General features: G+C 34.6%; 25 protein-coding genes. 9 read left to right on the plus strand and 16 right to left on the minus strand.

From position 1 onward, the window contains the following. Entirely contained in the window at nucleotides 1–672 is a 672-nt protein-coding gene (locus RTY06_RS10285; RefSeq protein ID WP_312824689.1) for a MarR family transcriptional regulator, read from the minus strand. A 317-nt stretch (nucleotides 673–989) separates the two neighbouring features. On the opposite strand from RTY06_RS10285, the gene RTY06_RS10290 reads away from it, so the two are divergent. Then, on the plus strand, nucleotides 990–2,984 hold the full coding sequence (locus tag RTY06_RS10290) for an ATP-binding protein (protein WP_312824691.1): 1,995 nt from the start codon (nucleotides 990–992) through the stop codon (nucleotides 2,982–2,984). A gap of 137 nt (nucleotides 2,985–3,121) precedes the next feature. Here RTY06_RS10290 and RTY06_RS10295 read toward each other — a convergent pair whose 3' ends face one another. The 4 genes from RTY06_RS10295 to RTY06_RS10310 all read right to left on the minus strand — a co-directional run bounded on the left by RTY06_RS10295 (nucleotide 3,122) and on the right by RTY06_RS10310 (nucleotide 6,052). Continuing rightward, nucleotides 3,122–3,439 carry a hypothetical protein gene (locus tag RTY06_RS10295; protein WP_312824693.1) on the minus strand — a complete coding sequence of 106 codons (318 nt, stop codon included), beginning with the start codon at nucleotides 3,437–3,439 and terminating at the stop codon, nucleotides 3,122–3,124. Nucleotides 3,440–3,716: 277 nt separating this feature from the next. Then, nucleotides 3,717–4,706: an aldo/keto reductase gene (locus tag RTY06_RS10300; protein WP_312824695.1), complete on the minus strand. Its 990-nt coding sequence runs from the start codon at nucleotides 4,704–4,706 to the stop codon at nucleotides 3,717–3,719. Nucleotides 4,707–4,729: 23 nt separating this feature from the next. Further along, the gene (locus RTY06_RS10305) at nucleotides 4,730–5,728 is read right to left on the minus strand and encodes an SDR family NAD(P)-dependent oxidoreductase (protein WP_312824696.1); all 999 of its coding nucleotides are present in this window, start codon (nucleotides 5,726–5,728) and stop codon (nucleotides 4,730–4,732) included. A gap of 153 nt (nucleotides 5,729–5,881) precedes the next feature. Continuing rightward, a complete protein-coding gene (locus tag RTY06_RS10310) occupies nucleotides 5,882–6,052 on the minus strand; it encodes a lmo0937 family membrane protein (protein WP_225689050.1) in 171 nt (56 codons plus the stop codon). Nucleotides 6,053–6,231: 179 nt separating this feature from the next. Here RTY06_RS10310 and RTY06_RS10315 point away from each other — a divergent pair, with 179 nt between their 5' ends. After that, nucleotides 6,232–6,780 (plus strand): type 1 glutamine amidotransferase domain-containing protein, encoded by a 549-nt coding sequence (locus RTY06_RS10315; protein WP_312824744.1) that lies wholly within the window; start codon nucleotides 6,232–6,234, stop codon nucleotides 6,778–6,780. An 89-nt stretch (nucleotides 6,781–6,869) separates the two neighbouring features. Here the strand turns inward: RTY06_RS10315 and RTY06_RS10320 are convergent, their stop codons facing one another. From RTY06_RS10320 to RTY06_RS10335, 4 genes are all read right to left on the minus strand, one after another. After that, a complete protein-coding gene (locus RTY06_RS10320; RefSeq protein WP_312824698.1) occupies nucleotides 6,870–7,559 on the minus strand; it encodes a YetF domain-containing protein in 690 nt (229 codons plus the stop codon). 347 nt (nucleotides 7,560–7,906) lie between these two features. Then, nucleotides 7,907–9,769 (minus strand): DNA ligase D, encoded by a 1,863-nt coding sequence (gene ligD / locus RTY06_RS10325; protein ID WP_312824700.1) that lies wholly within the window; start codon nucleotides 9,767–9,769, stop codon nucleotides 7,907–7,909. A 65-nt stretch (nucleotides 9,770–9,834) separates the two neighbouring features. Beyond that, nucleotides 9,835–10,446 (minus strand): DNA polymerase ligase N-terminal domain-containing protein, encoded by a 612-nt coding sequence (locus tag RTY06_RS10330; RefSeq protein WP_312824702.1) that lies wholly within the window; start codon nucleotides 10,444–10,446, stop codon nucleotides 9,835–9,837. A 16-nt stretch (nucleotides 10,447–10,462) separates the two neighbouring features. Beyond that, on the minus strand, nucleotides 10,463–11,242 hold the full coding sequence (locus RTY06_RS10335) for a Ku protein (protein WP_312824704.1): 780 nt from the start codon (nucleotides 11,240–11,242) through the stop codon (nucleotides 10,463–10,465). A gap of 111 nt (nucleotides 11,243–11,353) precedes the next feature. Between RTY06_RS10335 and RTY06_RS10340 the strand changes: the two genes are divergently transcribed. From RTY06_RS10340 to pdeM, 6 genes are all read left to right on the plus strand, one after another. Then, the gene (locus tag RTY06_RS10340) at nucleotides 11,354–12,217 is read left to right on the plus strand and encodes an SDR family oxidoreductase (RefSeq protein ID WP_312824706.1); all 864 of its coding nucleotides are present in this window, start codon (nucleotides 11,354–11,356) and stop codon (nucleotides 12,215–12,217) included. A 25-nt stretch (nucleotides 12,218–12,242) separates the two neighbouring features. Next, complete coding sequence (locus RTY06_RS10345) at nucleotides 12,243–12,749, plus strand: pyridoxamine 5'-phosphate oxidase family protein (RefSeq protein WP_312824708.1); 507 nt, start codon at nucleotides 12,243–12,245, stop codon at nucleotides 12,747–12,749. A 110-nt stretch (nucleotides 12,750–12,859) separates the two neighbouring features. Next, entirely contained in the window at nucleotides 12,860–13,876 is a 1,017-nt protein-coding gene (locus RTY06_RS10350; RefSeq protein WP_312824709.1) for a ligase-associated DNA damage response exonuclease, read from the plus strand. 139 nt (nucleotides 13,877–14,015) lie between these two features. After that, entirely contained in the window at nucleotides 14,016–15,596 is a 1,581-nt protein-coding gene (locus RTY06_RS10355) for an ATP-dependent DNA ligase (RefSeq protein ID WP_312824710.1), read from the plus strand. Between the two features lie 176 nt (nucleotides 15,597–15,772). Next, nucleotides 15,773–18,220, plus strand: coding sequence for a ligase-associated DNA damage response DEXH box helicase (locus RTY06_RS10360; RefSeq protein WP_312824711.1), 2,448 nt, complete (start codon nucleotides 15,773–15,775; stop codon nucleotides 18,218–18,220). Between the two features lie 83 nt (nucleotides 18,221–18,303). Further along, the gene (gene pdeM, locus RTY06_RS10365) at nucleotides 18,304–18,948 is read left to right on the plus strand and encodes a ligase-associated DNA damage response endonuclease PdeM (RefSeq protein WP_312824712.1); all 645 of its coding nucleotides are present in this window, start codon (nucleotides 18,304–18,306) and stop codon (nucleotides 18,946–18,948) included. Here the strand turns inward: pdeM and RTY06_RS10370 are convergent. After that, on the minus strand, nucleotides 18,945–19,205 hold the full coding sequence (locus RTY06_RS10370; protein ID WP_312824713.1) for a SemiSWEET transporter: 261 nt from the start codon (nucleotides 19,203–19,205) through the stop codon (nucleotides 18,945–18,947). The genes pdeM and RTY06_RS10370 overlap by 4 nt on opposite strands. A gap of 66 nt (nucleotides 19,206–19,271) precedes the next feature. Next, nucleotides 19,272–19,634, minus strand: coding sequence for a response regulator (locus tag RTY06_RS10375; RefSeq protein ID WP_312824714.1), 363 nt, complete (start codon nucleotides 19,632–19,634; stop codon nucleotides 19,272–19,274). 180 nt (nucleotides 19,635–19,814) lie between these two features. Between RTY06_RS10375 and RTY06_RS10380 the strand changes: the two genes are divergently transcribed. Further along, nucleotides 19,815–20,411 (plus strand): Crp/Fnr family transcriptional regulator, encoded by a 597-nt coding sequence (locus RTY06_RS10380; protein WP_312824715.1) that lies wholly within the window; start codon nucleotides 19,815–19,817, stop codon nucleotides 20,409–20,411. Between the two features lie 10 nt (nucleotides 20,412–20,421). On the opposite strand, the gene RTY06_RS10385 is transcribed toward RTY06_RS10380, so the two are convergent. From RTY06_RS10385 to RTY06_RS10405, 5 genes are all read right to left on the minus strand, one after another. Continuing rightward, entirely contained in the window at nucleotides 20,422–21,018 is a 597-nt protein-coding gene (locus RTY06_RS10385; protein ID WP_312824716.1) for a Crp/Fnr family transcriptional regulator, read from the minus strand. 285 nt (nucleotides 21,019–21,303) lie between these two features. After that, nucleotides 21,304–21,669, minus strand: coding sequence for a response regulator (locus RTY06_RS10390; RefSeq protein WP_312824717.1), 366 nt, complete (start codon nucleotides 21,667–21,669; stop codon nucleotides 21,304–21,306). Nucleotides 21,670–21,693: 24 nt separating this feature from the next. Then, on the minus strand, nucleotides 21,694–22,266 hold the full coding sequence (locus tag RTY06_RS10395; RefSeq protein ID WP_116036536.1) for a chemotaxis protein CheB: 573 nt from the start codon (nucleotides 22,264–22,266) through the stop codon (nucleotides 21,694–21,696). Between the two features lies 1 nt (nucleotide 22,267). After that, the gene (locus RTY06_RS10400; protein WP_312824720.1) at nucleotides 22,268–23,098 is read right to left on the minus strand and encodes a protein-glutamate O-methyltransferase CheR; all 831 of its coding nucleotides are present in this window, start codon (nucleotides 23,096–23,098) and stop codon (nucleotides 22,268–22,270) included. Then, the gene (locus tag RTY06_RS10405) at nucleotides 23,098–23,463 is read right to left on the minus strand and encodes a response regulator (protein ID WP_312824722.1); all 366 of its coding nucleotides are present in this window, start codon (nucleotides 23,461–23,463) and stop codon (nucleotides 23,098–23,100) included. Before RTY06_RS10405 ends, RTY06_RS10400 begins: the two co-directional genes overlap by 1 nt. Between the last annotated feature and the right edge of the window lie 5 nt (nucleotides 23,464–23,468).

The following is a 23,468-nucleotide window of genomic DNA, read 5'->3' on the forward strand; positions in this document are numbered from 1 at the left end:
TTAATTAGCAATCATATATTGTTTATCAACAAAATCAAGCAGATTTTCTGAAGGTGGGTTTTGATCCCAAATTTGCTCGTGAAATTTTGTAAGTTTGTTTAAAAGTCTAATTAATTCAATCTTCTCAGATTCATTAAGATTACCGCTTACTATATGTGTTGCAAGTCTGATGTTTCTCATTTGACCTTCAAGAACATCAATCCCAGTCTCTGTTATGCAGAGAACTTTTGCTCTATTATCGAAAGAGGAGTTTTCCTGCTGAACCCACCCTCGTTGCAAAAGTCTGGTAATAATTAAATTACCAGCAGACTTATCATGTATATTCTTTTTGATTAGTTGTGTTTTTGTCATCGGTCCCGATGTCCTGAGGCTTATAAGATAAATGAAATCATCTTGAGTGGAAAAATCGGAATGTGAAATAGCAGCTTTAGAGTACTTTTTAGCATATCGATTAAGACGAACAAAAAGAGTGCTTATTACACTCTCCGGACTTCTGCCTGATTCCTTCCCTTCCCATAAGGTTTCCTTTTCGTAATTTATTTTTTTTTGAGCTTTTTTTTCCCAACTCCATTCAAGAAAATTTTCAACATTCAACTCTTGTATATTGACTGAATTCTCAGATTCAAAGTCTTCGACTAAGCTTAATAAATCTTTTACTAAAGAATAATTCATGCTACCTTTTTATTATAGTTTATAAATAATCAAAAAATAGACCAAATTTTAATATTTTAGTTTATTTATGTATAATTGAATTAAAAAAAAACTAAGTGATTGATAATTCTTTATTAAAAAATGTTTTATAGCTTTTCTACAAGTATTAATTTTACTAACTTCAGATACTTACTGAGTTCAGGCAATTAAATGTCTTTAACTTTTAAACTACTTTATCAAAAAGAATAAAATGAACATATCAAGTCACGCTCATCATGATAATAATTAATCATCATTTTTAAATAATCCAAAAACTAATATCTAAATTTGCTTTCATTATGCATAGCCAAGAAACGTCATTCGAACACAGCCTTAGCTCTAATCTTATTATTGAAGCATTAGGTTCTTCTCCAGCACCAACAGCCATCTATGTGGGTGAAGATATTACCATACAATTTGCGAATGAGGGAATGCTAAAGCTATGGGGGAAAGATGAAACTGTGATAGGGAAGCCGCTTATGGAAGCAATCCCCGAATTAGAAGGACAGCCATTCCTTGAGATTTTACAGCAAGTATGGAGATCAGGAGAAAGTTTTTCTATATCGGAAGCTCCTGCTAAATTGATAAAAAATGGAGTAGAAACACTTGATTATTTTGATTATGAATATAAGGCTCTTTTAGATCAACAAGGCAAAACTTGGTGTATACTGAATACAGCATTAAACGTTACTGCGCGTCGTGAATTTTTACAACAGATCAAAGACAAAGAGGAAAAGGAACGTGTTCTAAATGAGGAAATGGCTGCAACTTTAGAAGAGCTAACTGCTACCAACGAAGAAATGAGCAACTTTATAAAGCAGCTCGATCAAAGTAAAGAGTATATCCGCACAATTATTGAGCAAGCTCCTGTAGGTATTGCTATGCTTAAAGGTCCGGATCATATTATTGAAATTGCCAATCCTACAATTCTTAAAATATGGGGACGTAATGAGAATGAAGTTATCAATCAGCCTCACGAAAAAGCACGTCCTGAATTGATTGGCCAGCCTGTCAATAAATGGCTAAAAGAAGTTTATAAAAGTGGGAAACCAAAAATTAATAAAGAATTTCTAGTAAAATTGCACCATAAAAATGGCTTGAGAGAAGCTATTGTAAATTCCATTTACCAGCCTATTTTCTCTTCTAATGGTGAAATTTCTGGAATTTTGGTCATACTGGAAGAAATTACCCAACAGGTCATAGATCGCCGAAAGCACGAAAATGATTTGGAAATGCTAGCGCTGGCGATTGATGCAGGCGAATTAGCTACCTTCTACTATCAGCCTGCAACTAATCTATTTTCTGGCAATCCTCTTCTTAAGAACTGGTTTGGACTGTCTTCTGATGAAAATATGGATTTATCCTATGCTCTTTCATCTATTATTCCTGATGATCGAGAGCGAGTGATTGCAGCCATTTCAAATGTATTAAGCCCTGGTTCTAATGGGCGATATTTTATAGAATATCACATTCAAACTTATGCAGACAAAAAAGCAAGGCTGTTACAAGCCAATGGAAGAGTTTTTTATGATCAGCTAGGTAATCCTGTAAGCTTAAATGGTACTTTGAGAGATATCACAGTACAGAAAAAAGAGGAGCAAAGAAAAGATGATTTTATGGGAATGGTAAGTCATGAACTTAAAACTCCTATTACTTCGCTAAAAATCTATCTTCAAATTTTGCTGAAAGATGCAGTGAAAACAGAAAACCTTTTTCAGCAAAGTACATTGGAAAAATCTCTGAAGCAGATCGACAATATGACAAGTATGATTAACAGCTTTCTCAATGTTTCAAGATTAGACTCCGGCCAGATGCATCTTGAAAAAACAAAATTTGATTTCCGGTCATTGTTTTTAGAAATCGAAGATGAAATGAAAACAACGGCAGCTACTCACCAGTTTAGATTTAAAGATTCCGGAACAATGTTAATTGAAGCAGATCGCGAAAAAATATCGCAGGTACTGTATAATTTGATTGGCAATGCTGTAAAATACTCTAATAACGGCAGCTTAATTAATATTGAATATGCTATTGTTGAAAATGATAGTTTAAAAATAAGTATTGAAGATCAAGGCAAAGGAATCTCAGAAGCAGATCAGCAAAGGATATTTGAACGCTACTACCGTGTTAAAGACAGCAATAATTCTTCTATAGCCGGATTCGGTATTGGACTTTACTTGTGTAAAGAAATCATTGAGCTTCATAACGGTACCATCGAAGTTAAAAGTAGAATCAATCAAGGAACGACATTTACCTTTAATTTACCTATCAATTCGCAAGGGGATAATTATTAAAAGTAGGCCGTAGCTTTATTGAAATTTTTCTGATTGAAATTTTGTTCTACTGCATAAATCGGATTGGTTGCAGGTGTGGTACTAACTTTGACAAATTCTAACTAACCTTATTGTCACGATTTACAACACTAACCTAACTAATTAAGCTTTAGTTTATTAAAAGTTTTTTGTAATTCATGTACAAATCTTATTTTCTTCATATCTACTTGTACACGATTTTTATACATAATGATAAAATCGTTTTGTCTTGATTTTAAGAGAGAATATTCAGGAATTCTATCGTTGTAATAAACATTAAAGTCACGATTAAAACCAAGATTATTAAGCCAATCATCATTTAGTTCAATAGGCTTCTCAATATTTTGAACAGATTGAAAGTGATTATTTGCTATTTTGGTTTCTTCGTTTGATGATTTTTTCAAAATGTTTTCTTCCTTTAAAAATTTATTATTCATAAGAATTTAATTACAACTATTATGCCTATTTAATTAATAATCGGTATATGTGTAAATTTGAGTTTACTGCATTAACACTATAAATACTAATTTAAACAGTGAGCAATTCAAGATGTTAGCAAAAGTAGACTCTATAAATTGCATTGTAAATTTGCAAAATAGAAAATCCAAAATCACTAAATCCGAATTTTATTGCTGCAAGAGAAAGATATTTCTTTGAGTAGAAGTTAGCAATACCCCTCTCATTAGATAAATTTCAAATTTACACATATGTAATTCAATAAGGTGTTTCCGCTTTCTTATAGATTAAACCTTCACTTTTGAGCTCGTACCAAAAGTCTTTGGGTATATGAGTATCTAATGATTCTTTATTACTTATAACTTGTTTGGGACTGCTTGCACCCGGAATAATTGATACAAATTCTTTTGCCGAAAGAACAAAATGAAGTGCTGCATCTATGATTGAAATACCATAATCTCGAGCAATCTCAATGATTCTTTCTCGCTTCTCTGTCATACCTTTTGGTATAATATCATTATAATTATAACGGTCTCGACCTGTAACAAATCCTGAATTATAACCCGCTCCAGATACAAGCTTCACTCCAGCTTTATGGACTGCAGGAAGTAATCTATCAACTGCATCTTCGTGTTCAAGAATCGAATACTGTGTTGCTGATAGACATATATCGGGGTCTGCTGAATCTATACAATCGAGAATAGGCTCAATTTTATTGACACCCATACCCCATGCTTTTATGACATCTTGATCTCTTAATTCGGAAAGCACTTTAAAAGCACCTTTTCGTGCTTGTTCAAGAAAATACGGATAACGATCTCCTACTTGATCTTCCGACAGATCATGAACATATACAATGTCAATAGATTCTAGTCCTGTTCTTCGTAAGCTGTCTTCAATTGATCTTTTCACCGCATCTCCTGTATAATCATGCTTAAAATCAAAATTCAATGGTTTCTTCCACATTGTAGGCGGTACTTCGGAAGGTAAAACCTCTTTAAACAAACGCCCTACCTTGGTTGAAAATACAAATTCAGATCTTTTTTTATCTGCAAGAAAATCTCCAAATCTTCTCTCACTTTTTGTCAATCCATACCATGGAGAAGTGTCAAAGTATCTAATCCCAGCTTCCCATGCTGTTTTAAAAATTTCATAAGACTGCTCATCTGATATGTCATTAAAAGCGGTTCCAATAGCAACACCGCCTATTCCCAGTTGATGCTTTTCCTGTAAAATATTATGACTCATTTTTATTCGTTTTGATAAATTTTTTAGATTGTTTTGTTATTTTTCATATTGGTCTTCAAAACCATTAATAAAAGTGAAATTCCTAATCCAGCCAAGAAAGCTGTTCTTGTTTTTTTGGATGGAACAGGTAAAATTGTGTCACCATAAATTCGATGTGGATAGCCCGATGGCTTTAGAACATTTCCTTCATCTCCGGAGGTCTCATTGGATCTCATCATTAGTCGCATTCCTGCTGAAGCTGTATTGATAATAATCTTCGGAAAGGTTTTATAAAGTGTTACTAATGCTTTAGATCTAAAATCCGGAAACAGATCCTTTTGAGGATGTTTGGCTAACTGTAGTATCTTTGAAGCGGTATCTCTTGGATCAGAAGCAAATGGAGGAATTTTAAAATCAAGACCGGAATATTTTGCAGAATGCATATTGCCTGTTGAGCGCTGGATCTGAGGATATAAATTTGCAATATGAATATTAGAAAAATCTGAAATTTCACCATGGAGACATTCCATCATACCACGAATTCCAAACTTTGTTGAAGAATATACCGCACTATATGGAGCGGGCATAAATCCACCGATTGATACATTATTAATCAATACGCCCTCTTCTTGTTTTTTAAATATTGGCAAAACACTATAAGTTCCATGCATATAACCGAATAAGTTAGTTTTGATGACCTGTTCATGAACATCCATTGGTATTTCTTCAAAACGTCCGCTTGCCATTACACCTGCATTATTGACCCAGAAATCTATTCTTCCAAAAGTATCTAAAGCCTCTTTTGTCAATTGCTGGACATCTTCGTACTTAGAAACATCTGTCGAAACAGCAATAGCCTTTGCCTCCAAATCTTCACATAAACGAAGTGTTTCCTCTAAAGCCTCTTTACCGCGTGCTGCCAATACCAATTGACAACCTTCCAATGCAAAAGCTTCTGTAATAGCTCTGCCTACTCCACTACTTGCTCCTGTAATGACGACTGTTTTTCCTTTGAGACTTCTTTCTTGTATTATTTTTTCCATAAAAGATAGTTATAATTAGTGATTAATTATTAGTAAACCACTATCACACCAAATCACTATCGAAAACAAAAATTCCTATTATAATTTTGAAATATAAAATAAAAAAGAGACGCATATCATCTCTTAATTTTTAATTTTATTGTTCTAATTAATTCAATCTAAAGGTTTTCTGCCTGAGATGATATTATATAGAACAACAATTATTGCAATAACTAGCAGCGTGTGGATCAATCCTCCTGTATCCATTCCCGGAATAATACCCGCCATTCCTAGTACCCAAGCTATTATACATATAACAGCGACTAACCAAAGTAAATTTTTCATAAGCTTATTTTTTGATGTTATTGTGCTATACATAAAGTGCGCCTTTGGAAAAATTTACACCTAAAATATATTGTTTCTGAGTTATCTACTGTTTGTTAATTTATATTATAATGAGTGCAGGATTCAATGGCACAATATTTTCTTCTATCCAATATCATAACATCAAAAAATATTATATCATGTCACAAAAAATTGCAATACTCGCGACACACGGATTTGAGGAGAGTGAATTGAAATCTCCAAAAGAGCATTTGGAAAAACAAGGATGGACGACTCATATTGTAAGTCCTGAAGCAGGTACAATTAAAGCATGGGCAGAAAAGGACTGGGGGAAAGAATATTCTGTGGATAAAACTTTAGACGAAGTTGATGCATCCGAATATGATGCACTTGTTTTACCTGGCGGCGTTATTAATCCGGACCTATTAAGAACTGATGAAAAAGCCATATCATTTGTACAGGATTTTTTCAAACAGCATAAACCTGTAGCTGCTATTTGTCACGGACCACAGATCCTCATCAGTGCAGGAGCAGTAAATGGAAGAAAAATGACTTCTGTAAAATCGGTAAGTATTGACTTAAAAAACGCAGGTGCTATTTGGGAAGACAGCGAAGTTGTAACTGATAATGGACTTGTAACTAGTCGTACACCAAAGGATCTTCCTGCTTTCAATGCTAAAATAGTTGAAGAAATAAAAGAAGGTCGTCACGAAGACCAGTACATTTAAATAATCTTCATTTTATACTCTAGAAAAAAGACATCTCATTCTTTCCAATGGGATGTCTTTGTATATATTACACATTGTTCGTATATTTTCTAAGTAACTCTTTTTCTATTGATTGCCTCGACCCAATGAAACTTTCCACAGTTTTTGCAGCTTTTCTCAGAATTACTATTTTTCAATTCAGTATATCCACAAAACGTGCAGGAATAATGTGTTTCCACAGCAAAATCTTCTGTACAATTCTCCAAAGAATTCAATAAGACCGGCAAACCATATTTGACCTCGTGATCTTCATAGTAAAATACGCTTATTTCTCCGGAGGTTTCTTCGACAGCCTGCTGTATCTGTCCAAGATGCGAAATACCTTTCAATCTTAATTCTGCAAAAAATTCATCACTACCTAAGTTTTCTTTTTTAAAGTTTTGAACTGCAAATACACCATCTTCAATCAAAATAATAGGTTTACCTTCCAGAAGGATTTCCATATTTTTAGATTTTCCTATGAAGAAGATCAAGGTAGAATACAAAGCTATAATTATGATAAAAACAACGAGGGAAGATAGTAATCCTACTTCCCGATAAAACATAGGATCCCCTGCTGCAGAGCCTAACCCAATAATGACAACTAATTCGAAAATCGATAACTGCTTGACTCCTCTTTTACCTAAAATCCTAATCCCAATAATAATGGCAGTAAACATCAATAAAGTCCGAAAGACAATTTGAAATAAAAAGTCCCAGCTTTCAGATCCCATCCAGAGCTCTTTCCAATCTATTTGCATAAATCATTATTTTATTTTAAAGTTAGTAAAAGTATATATGCCATTCTTCTCTTTAATAAAATTAAATCTCAGATCAGCAATTATTAAAACTCCAATCAAAAAAGAGATGCACAAGCATCTCTTTTAGTAACCTTAATAGTAAGTTCACAGTATAATAAATTGATTTGGTCATAAAAAAGGGAAAAGTTTAAAACCTCTCCCGTAGTGTATAATTTAATCTTAATAGATTGATAAAATTTAACTAACAGTTTTAAATTTCCTCTGAATAATCAAATCTTCTGCCAAACGGAATCCCTCTAGTAAAATATTACCCCTTAATATTTAAATTCAGTAATTCAATTGAAAAATTATTGTTCTAACTTTTTGATAACTTTCAACATATCAATCCCTTTACCTAAAACAGGTTTAAAAATATCGCCTTTGTTTACTAATCTTTCCAAAGCATTATGAATGTTAAAATCAGTAGGTTTAAGTCCATTTTTAACTTCTTCCCATTCTAAAGGCATAGAAACTGGTGCACCATTTTTCGGTCTGAGGCTGTAAACACTCGCCAGAGTCTGTCCTCTCCTATTCTGAAGATAATCAAGATAAATTTTATTCTTATCTCTTTTCTGCAGGCTTCTTTCCAAAGTAGTTAAATCAGGTAATTTTTTCTGAACCATCTGCATCAGCAGATGTCCAAAATCTTTAACCTGATCATATGAGTATTTCGCATTCATTGGAATGTAAACGTGGATTCCTGAACTGCCCGAAGTTTTAGGATACCCGTCAACTCCCGCAAGATCCAAAACTTCTTTTACTGCCTGAGCTGTCTCTATTACATCCTCAAAAGAATTTTTTTCTGACGGATCAAGATCAAGAACGAGATAATCCGGTTTGTCTGCTTTTTTAATTTTGCTGGTCCAGATATTAAGTTCTATACAGCCGAGGTTATTGAGATAGGCCAAAGTTTCTTTATCGTTGCAAATAATATAATTGATATACTTATCGGAACTTTCTGAAAAAACTTTTTGAGTTTCTATCCATTCCGGTGTCTCTTCCGCTGCATCTTTTTGAAAGAAACTCAACCCTTTTATGCCATTCGGATAACGGTTCATAGATTGTGGTCTGTCTTTAAGATGTGGCAGAATATACTTTGAAATACTTTGGTAGAAGTCAATTACATCACCTTTCGTAACGTCGTCTTCCGGAAAGTAGATTTTGTTTTGATTGGTCAGTTTCAATTCTTGCTTCCCAATTTTCTTTAATACATCATCTTTTCCAGTTCTTTTTTTAGGTTCAGTCTTTTTCATACTCTCGTTTTTAGATGAATTTTCAGAATTGAATTTTACATCTTTAGAATTGATGTCATCCCGAAGTCTCAAAAAAATCGGATGTCTGTAAATATTGTCTTTTGTGAGTTCAGTAAATTTTATTTCAGCAACCAATTTTGGTTTTATCCAAGTTGCTTTGGCATTGGTTTTTGGTGTGATTTTAAATACTGAATTTTTCGTAATTAGACACTGCATTTTATCGTAGATATCAGAAAGTAATTTATCATTAAAACCGCCTCCGGTATGACCGCAGAAAACCATTTCACCATTGAGGTATTTCCCTAAAATCAATGCGCCAAACTTTTTCCTTGAGCCTTTGGGTTCTGTAAAACCACAGATGACTGCTTCATCACTCTTGTGGATTTTGATTTTCAGCCATTCGGAGCTGCGGAGATTTTCTTTGTACAGGCTGTCTGTTTTTTTTGCTACAATTCCTTCTAATCCCATATCTTTTACTGCTTGAAAAAAATCTCTGCCTTTTTCTAAAATATGATCACTGTACTTGATAATTTCATTTTCTATCAAGGCGTCTTTTAACAATTCCTTTCTCTGTAGATAAGATAAATTTTCTGTCGAATGACCATTCAGCCATAACAGATCGAAAACTTGAAAAGTCAATGCAAGATTCGGATGATCACTAATCCTTTGAAGCCATTGGAAATTAGGCTTTCCTTTATCATCATAAGCGACAATCTCACCATCAAGAATCATTGGATGTTCTTGTAAATTAAGTGAATGGGTTATTTTTTTAAATTTCTGAGAAAAATCGATACCGTTTCGGGAATATAATCGGAATTCATCTTTGCTCAGATCTGCAATCGCACGATAACCATCCCATTTGATTTCAAATGCCCAATCTTTGTCATCAAATGCTTTGTCAGAGACTTTGCAGAGCATTGGTTTGATAAATTCTGACAGTTTTTTTTCACCGGATAGCGCAGGCGCATAGTTTTTAAAATGCTTCAGACTTTCGGTGGAAGCATTTTTTTTTTACTCTCTTTCTCTTCGAGATAAGCGGTTACTTTGGATGTTTTTAAAGTATGTTCTTCGGCATCATAATCTTCATTAACAGCAAATTGATCTTTATGTTTGATAAGCAGCCACGCATTTTCATCTTTAGAATTTTTTATTTTCATCAATGCAAATTCTCCCTTTAGTTTTTTACCGTGAAGAATGAATTTCAAGGATTGTTTATGAAGTTCTGCCCGCATTATCACATCGTCAGTTTTCCCTTTTATTTTTTCGATGGGCTCATAAGTTCCCTCATCCCAGATCTCGACTTCACCGGCGCCATAATTTCCTTTTGGAATAGAGCCTTCATATGTTCTATAAGAATATGGATGATCTTCTACCATCATAGCCAATCGTTTATCAGAAGGATTCAAAGACGGACCCTTTGGAACTGCCCAACTTTTTAAAACACCTTCCATCTCCAGACGAAAGTCATAGTGAAGTCTTGATGCAGCGTGCCTTTGAATAACAAATTTCAGTTTCTTCCCACTCGCTTTTTCTTTACCTTCCGGCTCAGAGGTTTCTTTGAAATTTCGTTTTTTATTATAATCTTCTAAAGCCATTTTTAATTCTTTAAAATTATCCTGCTTTCTTCTTACCTTTTTCCAGACTGGCCTTAAGCATTGCCATCAGGTCTGTTGCTTTACCTTCGGGTTCTTTGACTGCAGCTAGTTTTATTTTTTTACCTTTTGCTTTTTGTTTGATTATTTTCAAAAGGTCTGCGTTGTAAGTATCTTTATATTTTGTAGGATCAAAAGTCGTTGCCAAAGATTTAATCAGCTGTTCTGCCATTTTCAATTCAGCAGGTTTTGGAGCACTGCCGGTAGGAATCTTCAAATCTCCGAAATCCCTCATCTCTTCAGGATAACGCATTCTATTGACCATTAAAATCTTATTTTCATAAGGACGAATCAAGCAAAGAATCTCTCGTTCTCTCAATACAAATGAACCAATGCCGGCCATTTTTGTTTTGGTTAAGGCCTTTAATAATAATTTATAAGCGCCTTCTCCATTCTTTTGTGGTTCTAAAAAATAGGGTGTTTCAAAGAGTGCAGGATCAATTTCAGCTTCTTTTACAAATTGAGAAATACTTAGAACTTTAGATTTCTCAGGACTTGCCGCTTCAAAATCTTCATCATTCAGAACGATGTATTTATCTTCGATTTTATAACCTTTTACGATATTTTCCCAAACTACTTCTTTTCCTGTTTTTTCGTTGACACGCTTGAATCTAATGTTACTCAAATCCTTGCTGTCAAGCATATCCAGATCAAGCGTGCTTGAATCCGTTGCCGAATATAATTTGATAGGAATATTGACCAGTCCAAATCCTATTGCGCCGTTCCAAATTGCTCGCATAATGATGATTTTAAATTAAATAAGAAATTAATTAACCCATCTTTAATTGTGCAATAAATATTCCATCATTTTCTCTTAGCACATTATTTGTAATTATTAAGAAAAAGTAAAATGGAAAAACAAACTAAAAGAAAAATAAGACCCCAGCAAAAACAACAGCGCCCGGGATTGGAAAAAAATATGAATCCCATCCCTGAGACAGATCCTATTCAATATCCGAAAGAAGGAAAATTGAAAAACAAAGTGGCTCTGATCACAGGCGGTGACAGCGGAATTGGAAAAGCGACAGCATTACTGTTCGCCAAAGAAGGCGCTGATATTGTAATTGCTTATCTCAGTGAAACAAAAGATGCCAAACAGACGCAGAAAGAAGTCGAGAGCTATTCTAGGAAATGCACTTTAATCAAAGGAGATCTGGGAAAAGAAAATCACTGTAAGAAGGTTATCGAAACAGCCATAAAGAACCACAAAAAAATCGATATTATTGTAAATAATGCAGGATTACATTGGGAAGCTGAATCCATAGAAGATATATCGACAGAGCAGTTATCAAAAACTTTTCAAAATAACTTTTTCTCCTACTTCTGGGTTACAAAGTATGCAATGCCTTATCTAAAAAAAGGTGCGAGCATTATCAACACATCCTCTGTAACAGCTTACAGGGGAAGTCCGAAACTCATTGATTATTCTGCTACGAAAGGCGCTATTATTTCTTTTACCAGAAGTCTTTCGGCCAATCTTATTGAAAAAGGAATTAGGGTGAATGCTGTAGCTCCCGGCCCCATATGGACACCTTTGATTTCATCTTCGTTCAAACCGAAAAAAAATTCAGAATTCGGAAGCGACTCTCCAATGAAACGTGCCGGAATGCCAAATGAAGTGGCTCCTAGCTTTCTTTTTCTGGCTTCAGAAGATTCAATTTACATTTCTGGTCAAGTTCTTCATCCAAATGGCGGGGAAATTGTTAATGGATAATTATTAAATCAAAAATCAAAATATTATGTCAACACAAAATCTTAACAATCAAGAAGCAATCAAAAAAATTAAAGAACTGTCAGAAAAAGCAAAAATTTGTATGTTTTGTACTGAATTGGATCGTTTACCTGTTAACTCAAGACCAATGGCAATCCAAGAAACCGATGACAACGGAAACCTGTGGTTCATCAGCAGTGAAATGAGTAACAAAAATTTTGAAATCAAAGATGACAATAGAGTCCAGCTTTATTTTATGAATAACAGCGACTCAGAATATCTTTCTATTTTTGGCGAGGCTTTTATTTATACAGACAAGAACACGATTGAAGACAAATGGTCACCAATGGCAAACGCTTGGTTTGACGGAAAAGACGACCCCAATGTTTCCATCATCCGAGTGGAACCAAAGAAAACATATTATTGGGATACAAAAGCTGGAAAATTAGTCAGTCTTTTAAGTTTTGCTGCAGCCGCAATCACTGGTACTGAAACTGATAATTCGGACGGCGTTGAAGGAACCGCAACAGTTTAAATAAAAATTTAAATCATATAAAATCTCTGGCAACATTTTGCTGGAGATTTTCGTTTAAAATAAATTGGTCAGTTTTTTGAATAGTCTCAAAAACATCAATTTTATTATTCGTGAAACTCATCACATTCACAAACAAAGGCATTTATTGTCCGCAGGGAAAATTCTACATCGATCCGTGGCGACCGGTTGATTTGGCGGTTATCACGCACGGTCACGCCGATCACGCCCGTTGGGGAATGAAAAAATACCTTTGTCATCATTTCACAAAACCGATTTTACACAAAAGAATCAGTGAGGACATCGAATGTCAAAGTGTGGAATATGGCGAAATCATCAATATCAATGGTGTAAAAGTTTCACTTCATCCTGCAGGTCACATTATCGGTTCGGCGCAGATTCGTTTGGAATATAAAGGTTATGTGAGCGTCGTTTCGGGAGATTATAAAGTTCAGGATGATGGGTTGAGTACGCCTTTTGAATTGGTAAAATGCAATGAATTTGTTACAGAAAGTACTTTCGGACTTCCGATTTACAACTGGCTTGAAGTGGATGATTTGAATAAAAGAATGCAGAATTGGGTTCTGAAAAATAAAGAAAACCAGAAAACCTCTGTATTTATAGGCTATTCATTAGGTAAAGCGCAGCGAATTATGAAAGCAGTGGAAGGTCTTGGAAAAATCCACGTTCACTACTCTATCGGAAAACTCAACGAAGCTTTTGAAAATGTAGGAATCACTTTACCAGATTACGAAGTGCCCGATTTTAGAGAGTCTGTAAAACATTTACAAGATGAAATTGTCATCGTTCCGCCTGCTTTATTGGACTCCAATGTCATTAAAAAAATTCCCAATCCTGCAACAGCAATTTGTTCAGGCTGGATGCAGGTGCGTGGCGCAAGACGCTGGCGAAGTGCCGATGCTGGATTTCCAATGAGCGATCATGCCGATTGGAAAGGTCTTTTGCATGCTATAAAAGCAACTGAAGCCGAAATCGTTCACGTTACGCACGGACAAACCGAGGTTTTTTCAAAATATTTAAACGAAATCGGAATTAAATCTGATGTTGTGGAAACTTTGTATGGTGATGATGATGAGGAAGAAAAAGAAAAGGAAATTATTGCTAATTAAACCTTCAAGGTTTTTGAAACCATGAAGGTTTGCCAATTTGGGAAAGTTCCATAGGAACTTAACCTTTGTAGTAAAAGTTATTTTATGTTTGCGAAGCTCCGTAGGAGCGACACCTTTGTAATTTATATAATTTTAAACGATGAAACATTTCGCAGAACTCATCAACGCTCTCGAAAGCACCAACAAAACCAACGCAAAAATTGATGCCATCATCGATTATCTGGAACGTGCGCCTGATGAAGACAAAGTCTGGTTCATCGCCTTGTTTACGGGCAAAAGGCCAAAGCGAAATGTGAACACCAATTATATGAAAGAATGGGCACTTGAAATTACACAATTACCTTTTTGGCTCTTTCAGGAAAGCTATTCTTCGGTTGGAGATTTGGGTGAAACTTTGTCGCTAGTTCTTCCTCCACCAAACGAAAAAATCGATAAATCTTTGTCTGAATGGATGAATGAAATTATCGGTTTAAAAGATAAATCAGATTCAGAAAAAAAAGATTTTGTTTTAAACTCCTGGAACGGTTTGGATTATACAGAACGTTTGATTTTCAATAAATTATTAGGCGGAAGTTTCAGAATTGGGGTCTCAGATAAAACTTTGATTAATGCGCTGACAAAATTTTCAAACCAAGAATCGAGTGCTTTAACACACAGTTTAATGGGAAAATGGCAACCTGAAAATACGTCTTTCAAAGAACTAATTTCTGCAGAAAATATCAATCCAGACAATTCAAAACCATATCCGTTCTGTCTGGCTTATCCTTTGGAAAAAGATTTGGAAGATTTGGGAAAACCTAATGAATGGCAAATTGAATATAAATGGGACGGAATTCGTGGACAAATTATCCGTAGAAATGACGAAGTCTTTATCTGGTCGAGAGGCGAAGAACTGATTACGGAACAGTTTCCCGAAATCAAAGAAGTCATTCAGAGTATGAAAGGAAATTTTGTTCTCGATGGAGAAATTTTAGCGGTAAAAGATAATCAGGTTTTGAATTTTAATGAGTTACAGAAGCGTCTTAACCGAAAAACTTTAACTAAGAAAATGCTTTCAGAAATCCCGATTCAGGTTTTTGCGTATGATTTGTTAGAATTGGAAGGAAATGATTTGCGTGAAAAACCACTTGCTTCGAGACGGGCGATGCTGGAAGAATTATTATTAAATGAAAATCCCGAAAACATCAAGCTTTCCGAGCTTATTGAATTTGAAAACTGGGAAGATTTAAATAAAATCAGAGAAAATTCCAGAGAAATCAACAGTGAAGGTTTGATGCTGAAACAGAAAAATTCGCATTACCATTCCGGTCGAAAAAAAGGCGATTGGTGGAAATGGAAAATCGACCCACTCACCATTGACGCCGTTCTCATCTACGCTCAAAAAGGAAGCGGTCGACGAAGTGCTTATTACACCGATTATACTTTTGCAGTGAAAAACGAAGATAAATTAGTTACGATTGCCAAAGCGTATTCGGGTTTGACGGACAAAGAGATAATGGAAGTCAGCAAGTTTGTCAACAAAAATGCGATTGAAAAATTTGGTCCTGTCCGAACCGTAAAACCCGAATTGGTTTTTGAAATAGCCTTCGAAGGAATTGGCTTCAGCAACCGTCACAAAAGCGGTGTAGCTTTACGTTTCCCAAGAATTGTACGCTGGAGAAAAGATAAAAAAGCAGATGAGATTGATGACTTGGAAGAGATTAAGAAATTGATACAGTAGGTTTATTTAACCATAAAAGTCACAAAAGTTTTACAGAGCTTTAATTATAGCGAATCATAAGTTCAAAAATGGTTTTGCATATTTTCATATAGACGCATCTCTTTTTTGTTCTTTAATAAGAAATTATAAAAACTTCACTTTTGTGACTTTTGTGGTAAAAAATTTTTAGTAAATAAATGAGCAACTTCGAAAATACAAACGGCTTTAAAATCATTCAAAACTGGATGATGGAAAAATCTATTTCGCCTTTTAAATTTCAGATTCAGACTTGGCAGAAATTTGGGAGCGGTTACAGCGGAATGGTCGTTGCTCCAACAGGTTTTGGGAAAACTTTTTCTGTTTTTTTAGCCTTGATTTCAGATTTTTTAAATAATCCCGAAAAGTACAAAAGCGGACTAAAAATGATTTGGATTACACCACTTCGTTCGCTGTCAAAAGATATCGCAAAAGCAATGCAGGAAGCGATTGACGAGATTGGTCTGGATTGGGCAGTTGGTGTGAGAAATGGCGATACTGATCCGAAAGTTCGGCAACAACAGGTGAAAAATATGCCTGAAATTCTGGTTGCAACCCCCGAAAGTTTACAGTTATTATTAGGACAGAAAAATCATCAGCGTTTTTTTAAAAATCTGCAGACGATTGTTGTGGATGAGTGGCACGAATTGTTAGGTTCAAAACGTGGTGTTTTGGTAGAATTGGGAATTTCTCAGCTCAGACAATATGTTCCGAAACTTAAAATCTGGGGAATCACGGCAACGATTGGAAATCTTAATGAAGCGATGGAAGTTTTAATTCCATATTCAATTAAAAAAACAAAAATTACAGCGAAAGAACATAAGAAAATTGAGATTCTACCTGTTTTTCCTGATGAAGTTGAAATTTTGCCTTGGGCAGGACATCTCGGACAAAAACTGGCGGATAAAGTGGTTCCGATTATTTTACAGTCAAAATCAACCATTGTTTTTACGAATACGAGAAGTCAGAGTGAAATGTGGTATCAGCTTTTGCTCAATGTTTATCCTGATTTTGCGGGACAAATAGCTATTCATCACAGTTCGATAGATTCAGAACTAAGAAACTGGATTGAAGAAAATCTAAGTTCGGGAAAATTGAAAGCGGTTGTTTCAACATCATCTTTGGATTTGGGAATTGACTTTAAACCTGTCGATACCGTTATTCAAATTGGTTCTGCGAAAGGGGTTGCGAGATTTCTGCAACGAGCAGGAAGAAGCGGTCACTCCCCTTTTGAAACTTCAAAAATTTATTGTGTTCCGACGCATTCTTTAGAATTAATCGAAGTTTCTGCTTTAAAAGAAGCCGTTAAACAAAATGAAATTGAACCTCGTGATCCGCAGGTTTTGTGTTTTGATGTTTTGGTTCAGTTTCTGATGACTTTAGCGATTGGCGACGGATTTTATCCCGAAGAAACCTACCAAAGAATCAAGCAAGTCTATACTTTTCAGGAAATTACGGATGACGAATGGAAATCAATCATCGAATTTTTGACGATTGGCGGAAGTGCATTGAAAAGCTATGAAGAATACCACAAAGTTGTCGTGATGGAAGACGGTTTACACAAAGTGACTTCTCGAAGAATTGCGATGCTCCACCGGATGAATATGGGTGCGATTGTGAGCGATGCAATGCTGAAAGTGAAATTTATTTCCGGCGGATACATCGGAATGGTTGAGGAATATTTTATCTCAAGATTAAAAAAAGAAGAGAAATTTATTTTGGCGGGAAGAGTTCTGGAAGTCGCTATGATCAAGGATATGACAGTTTTTGTGCGGGCTTCAAAAGGAAAAGCGCAGGCTCCGAGTTATTTGGGCGGAAGATTGCCGTTGAGTTCTAATCTTGGACAGTTTTTACGTGAAAAGCTGTCAATTGCACTCAATCCGAAGGCTTCTGAAAAAGAACTGAAATTTCTGCATCCGCTTTTGATGAATCAGGAAGAACGGTCGCATATTCCGAAAGATGATGAGTTTTTGGTGGAAATGATTAAAAATCGTGAAGGCTATCATTTATTTATGTATCCTTTTGAAGGTCGTCTGGTTCACGAAGTGATGGCGGCATTGATTGCTTTCAGAATTTCAAAACTGGCTCCGATTTCTTTTTCGATGGCGATGAATGATTATGGTTTTGAATTGTTCAGCGATAAAGAAATTCCTCTGAATGAAGAAAATTTAGACAAAATTTTAACAAGAGAAAACCTGATGACCGATGTGATTTCGAGTATTAATGCGGCAGAAATGGCAAGAAGGAAATTCCGTGATATTGCGGTGATTTCCGGAATGGTGGTTCAGAATTTTCCCGGACAGCAGCGTTCGAATAAATCCCTTCAAAGTTCGGCTGGTTTAATTTTTAAAGTTCTGGAAGACCACGACCCGAATCATTTTTTGGTGAGACAGGCTTATACAGAAGTTTTTAATATGCAGTTGCAGGAACAAAGATTGGTAGAAGCTTTCAAGAGAATTGAAAAATCTAAAATTATTCTGAAATTTGCCAATGCTTTTACCCCATTGAGTTTCCCGATAAAAGTTGACAGTTTAAGACAGACGTTGACGAGTGAAGATCTGGATGCGAGAATTCAGAAGTTGATTCAGCAGGCGAAGAAAGGGAAATAGATTTATAGTATTTTGTAATTTTTTGCAGAAATTTAAAGCAGCAGAGATTCCTACGGAATGACAAAGATTACGTTTATTTAATTATGAAAATAGTAACAAAAAATATCAATATCCAAGACGAAGTTTTTACTTTAACCAATCAGCGAGCGTTGTTTTGGAAAAAAGAAAAGGCTTTGATTCTTTCCGATTTACATATCGGAAAAACTGCTCATTTTCGCAAAAATGGGATTGCTCTCTCCGATCAGATTTTCGAAAACGACTTGCAACGATTATCTGTTCTTATTGAATATTTTAAACCAGATAAGTTTCTCGTAGTTGGCGATTTGCTTCACGCAGGAGATAATTCCGGTGTCAATAAATTTTGTGAATGGAAAAACCAATTCCCCAATCTTGAATTTCACTTGATAGAAGGTAATCACGACAAAATTTCTAAAAAATTAGAAGCCAAACTTTGCCTGAATTTCAGAGATGAATTTCTTGAGATTGATGATTTTATTTTCGTGCACGATTTTCAGAAAAATCAAGAGAAATTTCAGATTACAGGTCATATTCATCCTGGATTTGTAATTAACTCTATTGTAAAAAAAATTAAATTGCCTTGTTTTGTAGTTTCAGAAAATCAATTGTTACTTCCGGCTTTCAGTGAGTTTACAGGATTAGATACAAAAAATCTCCCTAAAAAAGGAAGATTCTATGTTTTTACGGATACTGAGATTTATGAGATTTAATTTTTCTTTTTGAATATAAAACAGCAAATCAACAAGGTTAGATTGACTAATATTGAAAATCCATTTGATAAAATTATTGGGAGTTCATCTTTCAAAATTCCATACCAAACCCAAAGTGAAAGCCCGGAAATTAAGACCAAAAGCATTATTATAGAAATATCTTCTGCATTTTTTTCTTTGATTACTTTGATGAGTTGTGGCATCATGGCGATTGATGTCAAGCCTCCGGCAATTAATCCAATTATGTTTTCATCCATTTCAATGAGATTTCAAATAAATGTACAGAAAAATTTATGTTAAAAAGCCATCTATAGTTTTTAATATCAAGATATCCATCTTTCTACCTTTCTTTCCAGTTCATCAAGATCAAAAGGTTTGGAAAGGTAGTCAACAGCTGATGACTTTGAAGATAAAAAAGCCACATCATTTTTTGCAGTGATGAATAACACTGGAATTTTATGATGGACTTCGTGATCCTTTAATAATCTAGTAGCTTCTACTCCTCCAATTACAGGAATATAAATATCCATAATAATGAGATCTGGTAAAAAGAGATTAACCTTTGAAATGATATCATCTGCTGTTTCAGAAATTTGGACTTCGTAACCGTTATCTTCAAAGATAATAGATACAACTTCCAAAATAGAAGTATCATCATCAAAGATTAAAATTTTCTTCTTACTCATTTAATTTGATTTAATAACATTGAAGTGATGAAAAAACACCCCAACTGCTACCATCAAATCTAAAGAAATGACTCCTTTCGCTTTTATGATTTGAATCACAATTGAAAGATTTTCCAATTTCAATTTCGGCACAAAAATTACTATGTAAAAAAATAATTAAATTATTGAAACTTTAAAACTATGATAATTCCGGAAGAGCTTCTGATTAATTATGGCGCCACTATTGAAACTTATAGAAAAAAAGATGTTATTTTCAGTGAATTTGAAACACCTAAAAATTATTATCAAATTGTCTCCGGCAATATAAAACTCAATCATTACAACGAAGAAGGCAGAGAATTGATATTCGCTATTTTGAATGAAGGAATGAGTGTTTGCGAGATGCTCCTTTTTATAGATCACACTTTCCCGGTCAATGCTGTGGTTTTTGAAGATGCAACCGTATTGAGATTATCAAAACAAAAATTTCTTAAAATGCTGGATGATCATCCAAAAGTAGCTAAAGGCATTAATAATTTTCTTGCGGAACGACTCTATCAGAAGTATATAATGCTGGAAAATAATTCTTCTTTATACGCCAATGTGAGGATAAAAGGTGTTTTGGATTATCACAAAAGCTTCAGTCCGGATAAAACTCAATATTCATTTCAAATGCCTTTGACAAGACAACAATTAGCGGCAATGACAGGTCTGAGAGTTGAAACGGTCATTAGACATATTAAAACCTTTGAAAAAGAAGGAGTTGTGAAAATTATTAAAGGAAAAATTTATTATTAAGAAAAGTTTTTTAGTAGAAAATTTTACGATTTTGGATTTTTACAATATTCTCTTTTTCCATCATTTTAAGAGCTCTGATGGTTGTCTCCACACGCAATCCGGTAAGACTTGCCATCTGTTGTCTTGTAAGCGGAACCTGAAAAGAAAAAGCGCTTAGATCTTTCTCCGAACTTTTGAGATAATCCATCAAAACGCGAAGTTTTGTAGCGGGATTTTTAGTAGAAAAAATCTGTCCCATTGCGTACTTGAAGTACATAGAATCTGATAAACTATTGATGATTTTAAACTGATTTTCAGGAAATTTCTTAAGAATTTGAAAGAACTTAGATTTTGGCAATCGGAGAACTTTACAAGCAGTGATTGCAATTGCGTTCACAGGATAAGCTTTATCCAGAAACAACAAAGATTCTCCAATGCTTTGACCTTTTTTCAGAATGGTTTGGATTGTTTCTTTTCCATCTTCATTGTAGTTGTTCAGCTTTACTTCTCCTTCTACAATCTGATAATAATAATTAGCATTGCTTTTTTCAGAAAATATAGATTCTGATGCATTATACTCCTTTAATTTTCCTCCAAATGATTTGATAATACTTTCTTCAATAATCATATCCACTACCCTAATTCTAAATTTTTAAATAACAAAATCATTTACACCAATTAATTGAGTAAACCGAACGTTAATAATGATTTGAATAGATGTAGAATTGTTGTTGAATGTAAGTTTAGCATAGTTTCTCTTTAGTTCCACCAAAATTAAAGAGAACTTATCTAGAACTTTATGACTTGGGTCATAATCGTTATTCTAAGTAATTGGAAAAAATTATGATAAAAATATTTTAATAACCACGCAAACTTTAACGTAGCAGACCGCTTGGATTTTAATTTTAAGAAGTTAATTATTAATCCATTTCAAAACCTTTTCTTCAAGATCTTGCAGGTCAAAAGGTTTTGGAACGTAATCATCTGCCATTGCCTCGTTGGCAAGAGAAGCAATATCATTATTGGCACTGATATAAATTACCGGAATGTTTTTGTACTCAGGATTCGCTTTCAAAAGTTTTGTAGCTTCTACTCCACCAATTACGGGGATCCAATTGTCCATAATAATTACATCTGGCTGAAAATCTGTTACTTTCTTGATAATATCATCCGCGGTTTCGGAAACTTCAACTTCATATCCAAGATCATTTAAGACGATAAAAATAACTTCTAAAATCGAAGTTTCATCATCAAATATTAGGACTTTTTTCTTGCTCATAATATATTTGGTTGTATTTATTTTTTATAATTTATTTAATTTTGTGGGAAGATTTTCTGGCGTAATCAATTGATCAAAATTGACTTTCTGCGCCGCCATCATTGGCATGTAGCTCACTTCTGCCGTATCCGGATCTTGGATCCAAATTTTTCCGTTCATTTTTTTTATCAATTTCATCCCTTCGACACCATCAGAATTGGCTCCAGATAATAGAATAGCTAATAGATTCTCCCTAAAAACTTCCCCAGCTGAACCAAACGAAATATCGACGGAAGGCCGAGAGAAATTCAGCTTTTCCGATCTGTCTAAGGACATTATTTTTTTGTCATCAAACAAAACATGGAAATCTGCTGGAGCAAGATAGATATTGTTACTTTCAATCTCTGTTTTATCTTCTATTTCCGTAACCGGGATATGAGAAACTTGTTCTAGCAAAGTTGGTAAAATGTTGAGTGCAGAAGCTTTGCGATGGATGACGATGACGATTGCAAATTTTATAGATTCGTCCAGATTTTTCAACATAGTTAGGATTACCGGCAGGCTACCTGCTGATCCACCAATAATCACTAATTCTATCTTAACATCCGATTGTTCCATATCACAACTGCTCTGTTTTTTTCCAAATGCGCTGATTATCTACTTGTTGATAATCTTTTCCCAAGTCCGAAAAGCGCAAAGTCTCTCTGGAACCAAGTGCAAGATATCCTAGGTTTTCCAAACTATTGTCGAAAAGTTTGAAAACACGTTCCTGAAGTTCTTTGTCAAAATAGATCAAAACGTTTCTACAAATAATCAACTGAAAACTATTGAAAGAACTATCCGAAACCAAATTATGAGTAGAGATAATCATCTTTTTCTGCAAGGATCTATCAAATTTCGCTACATCATAATTGGCAATATAATATTTTGAAAAATCCTCCTTACCACCTGAAAGTTGGTAATTCTCGGAGTATAATTTCATCTGCTGTAGAGGGAAAACCCCTGCCCGTGCTGTTTCTAAAACAGAGGGATTGATATCTGTAGCATAGATCAAACTTTTATCATATAAACCTGCTTCTTTTAGCAATATGGCTACAGAATATGCTTCTTCTCCTGTGGAGCATCCGGCAAGCCAAATACGGATAAGCGGATAAGTTCCTAATTGTGGAAGGATCTTTTCTCTAAGGCTTAGAAAAAAATCTGGGTCGCGGAACATCTCGGTAACGTTGACGGTGATCTCTTCTACAAAGCGTTTGAGGTAATCTTGATCGTTAATAATTGTGTATCTAAGTTCTGCAAAACTGGCAAATTTGTCGATAACACAAATCCTGTTGATCCTTCTTTTAAAAGAAGCTTTGCTGTACATAGAGAAATCGTAACCATATAAATCGTAAATATCTTTTATAAGATACTCTAACTCTTCATCTTTAACAATACTTGGATCTAGCATCAGGAAACTTTTTCTATAACGTTCAATAATTGATCCACATTGATCGGTTTTTTGATATAATCTGTTGCGCCAGCATCTATACATTTTTGATAATCCTCCTCCATTGCTTGTGCAGTAACCGCAATGATGGGGATGTGATTGAGTTTATTAATTTCCCTAATCATTCCAATAGCTTGATATCCATCAATATCTGGCATCATCATATCCATCAAAACAATGTTGATATGATCATCTTTTTCCAATTTATCAATAGCTTCTTGTGCACCGAGGGCCGTTTCTATATTGAATTTTTTTGCCTTTAGCGTTAATTTAAGCGCAAAAATATTCCTGGGATCGTCATCAACAATCAATATTTTTTTTTCCATATTGT

Origin of the sequence: Epilithonimonas sp., assembly GCF_032055105.1 — a bacterium.
Lineage (GTDB): Bacteria > Bacteroidota > Bacteroidia > Flavobacteriales > Weeksellaceae > Epilithonimonas.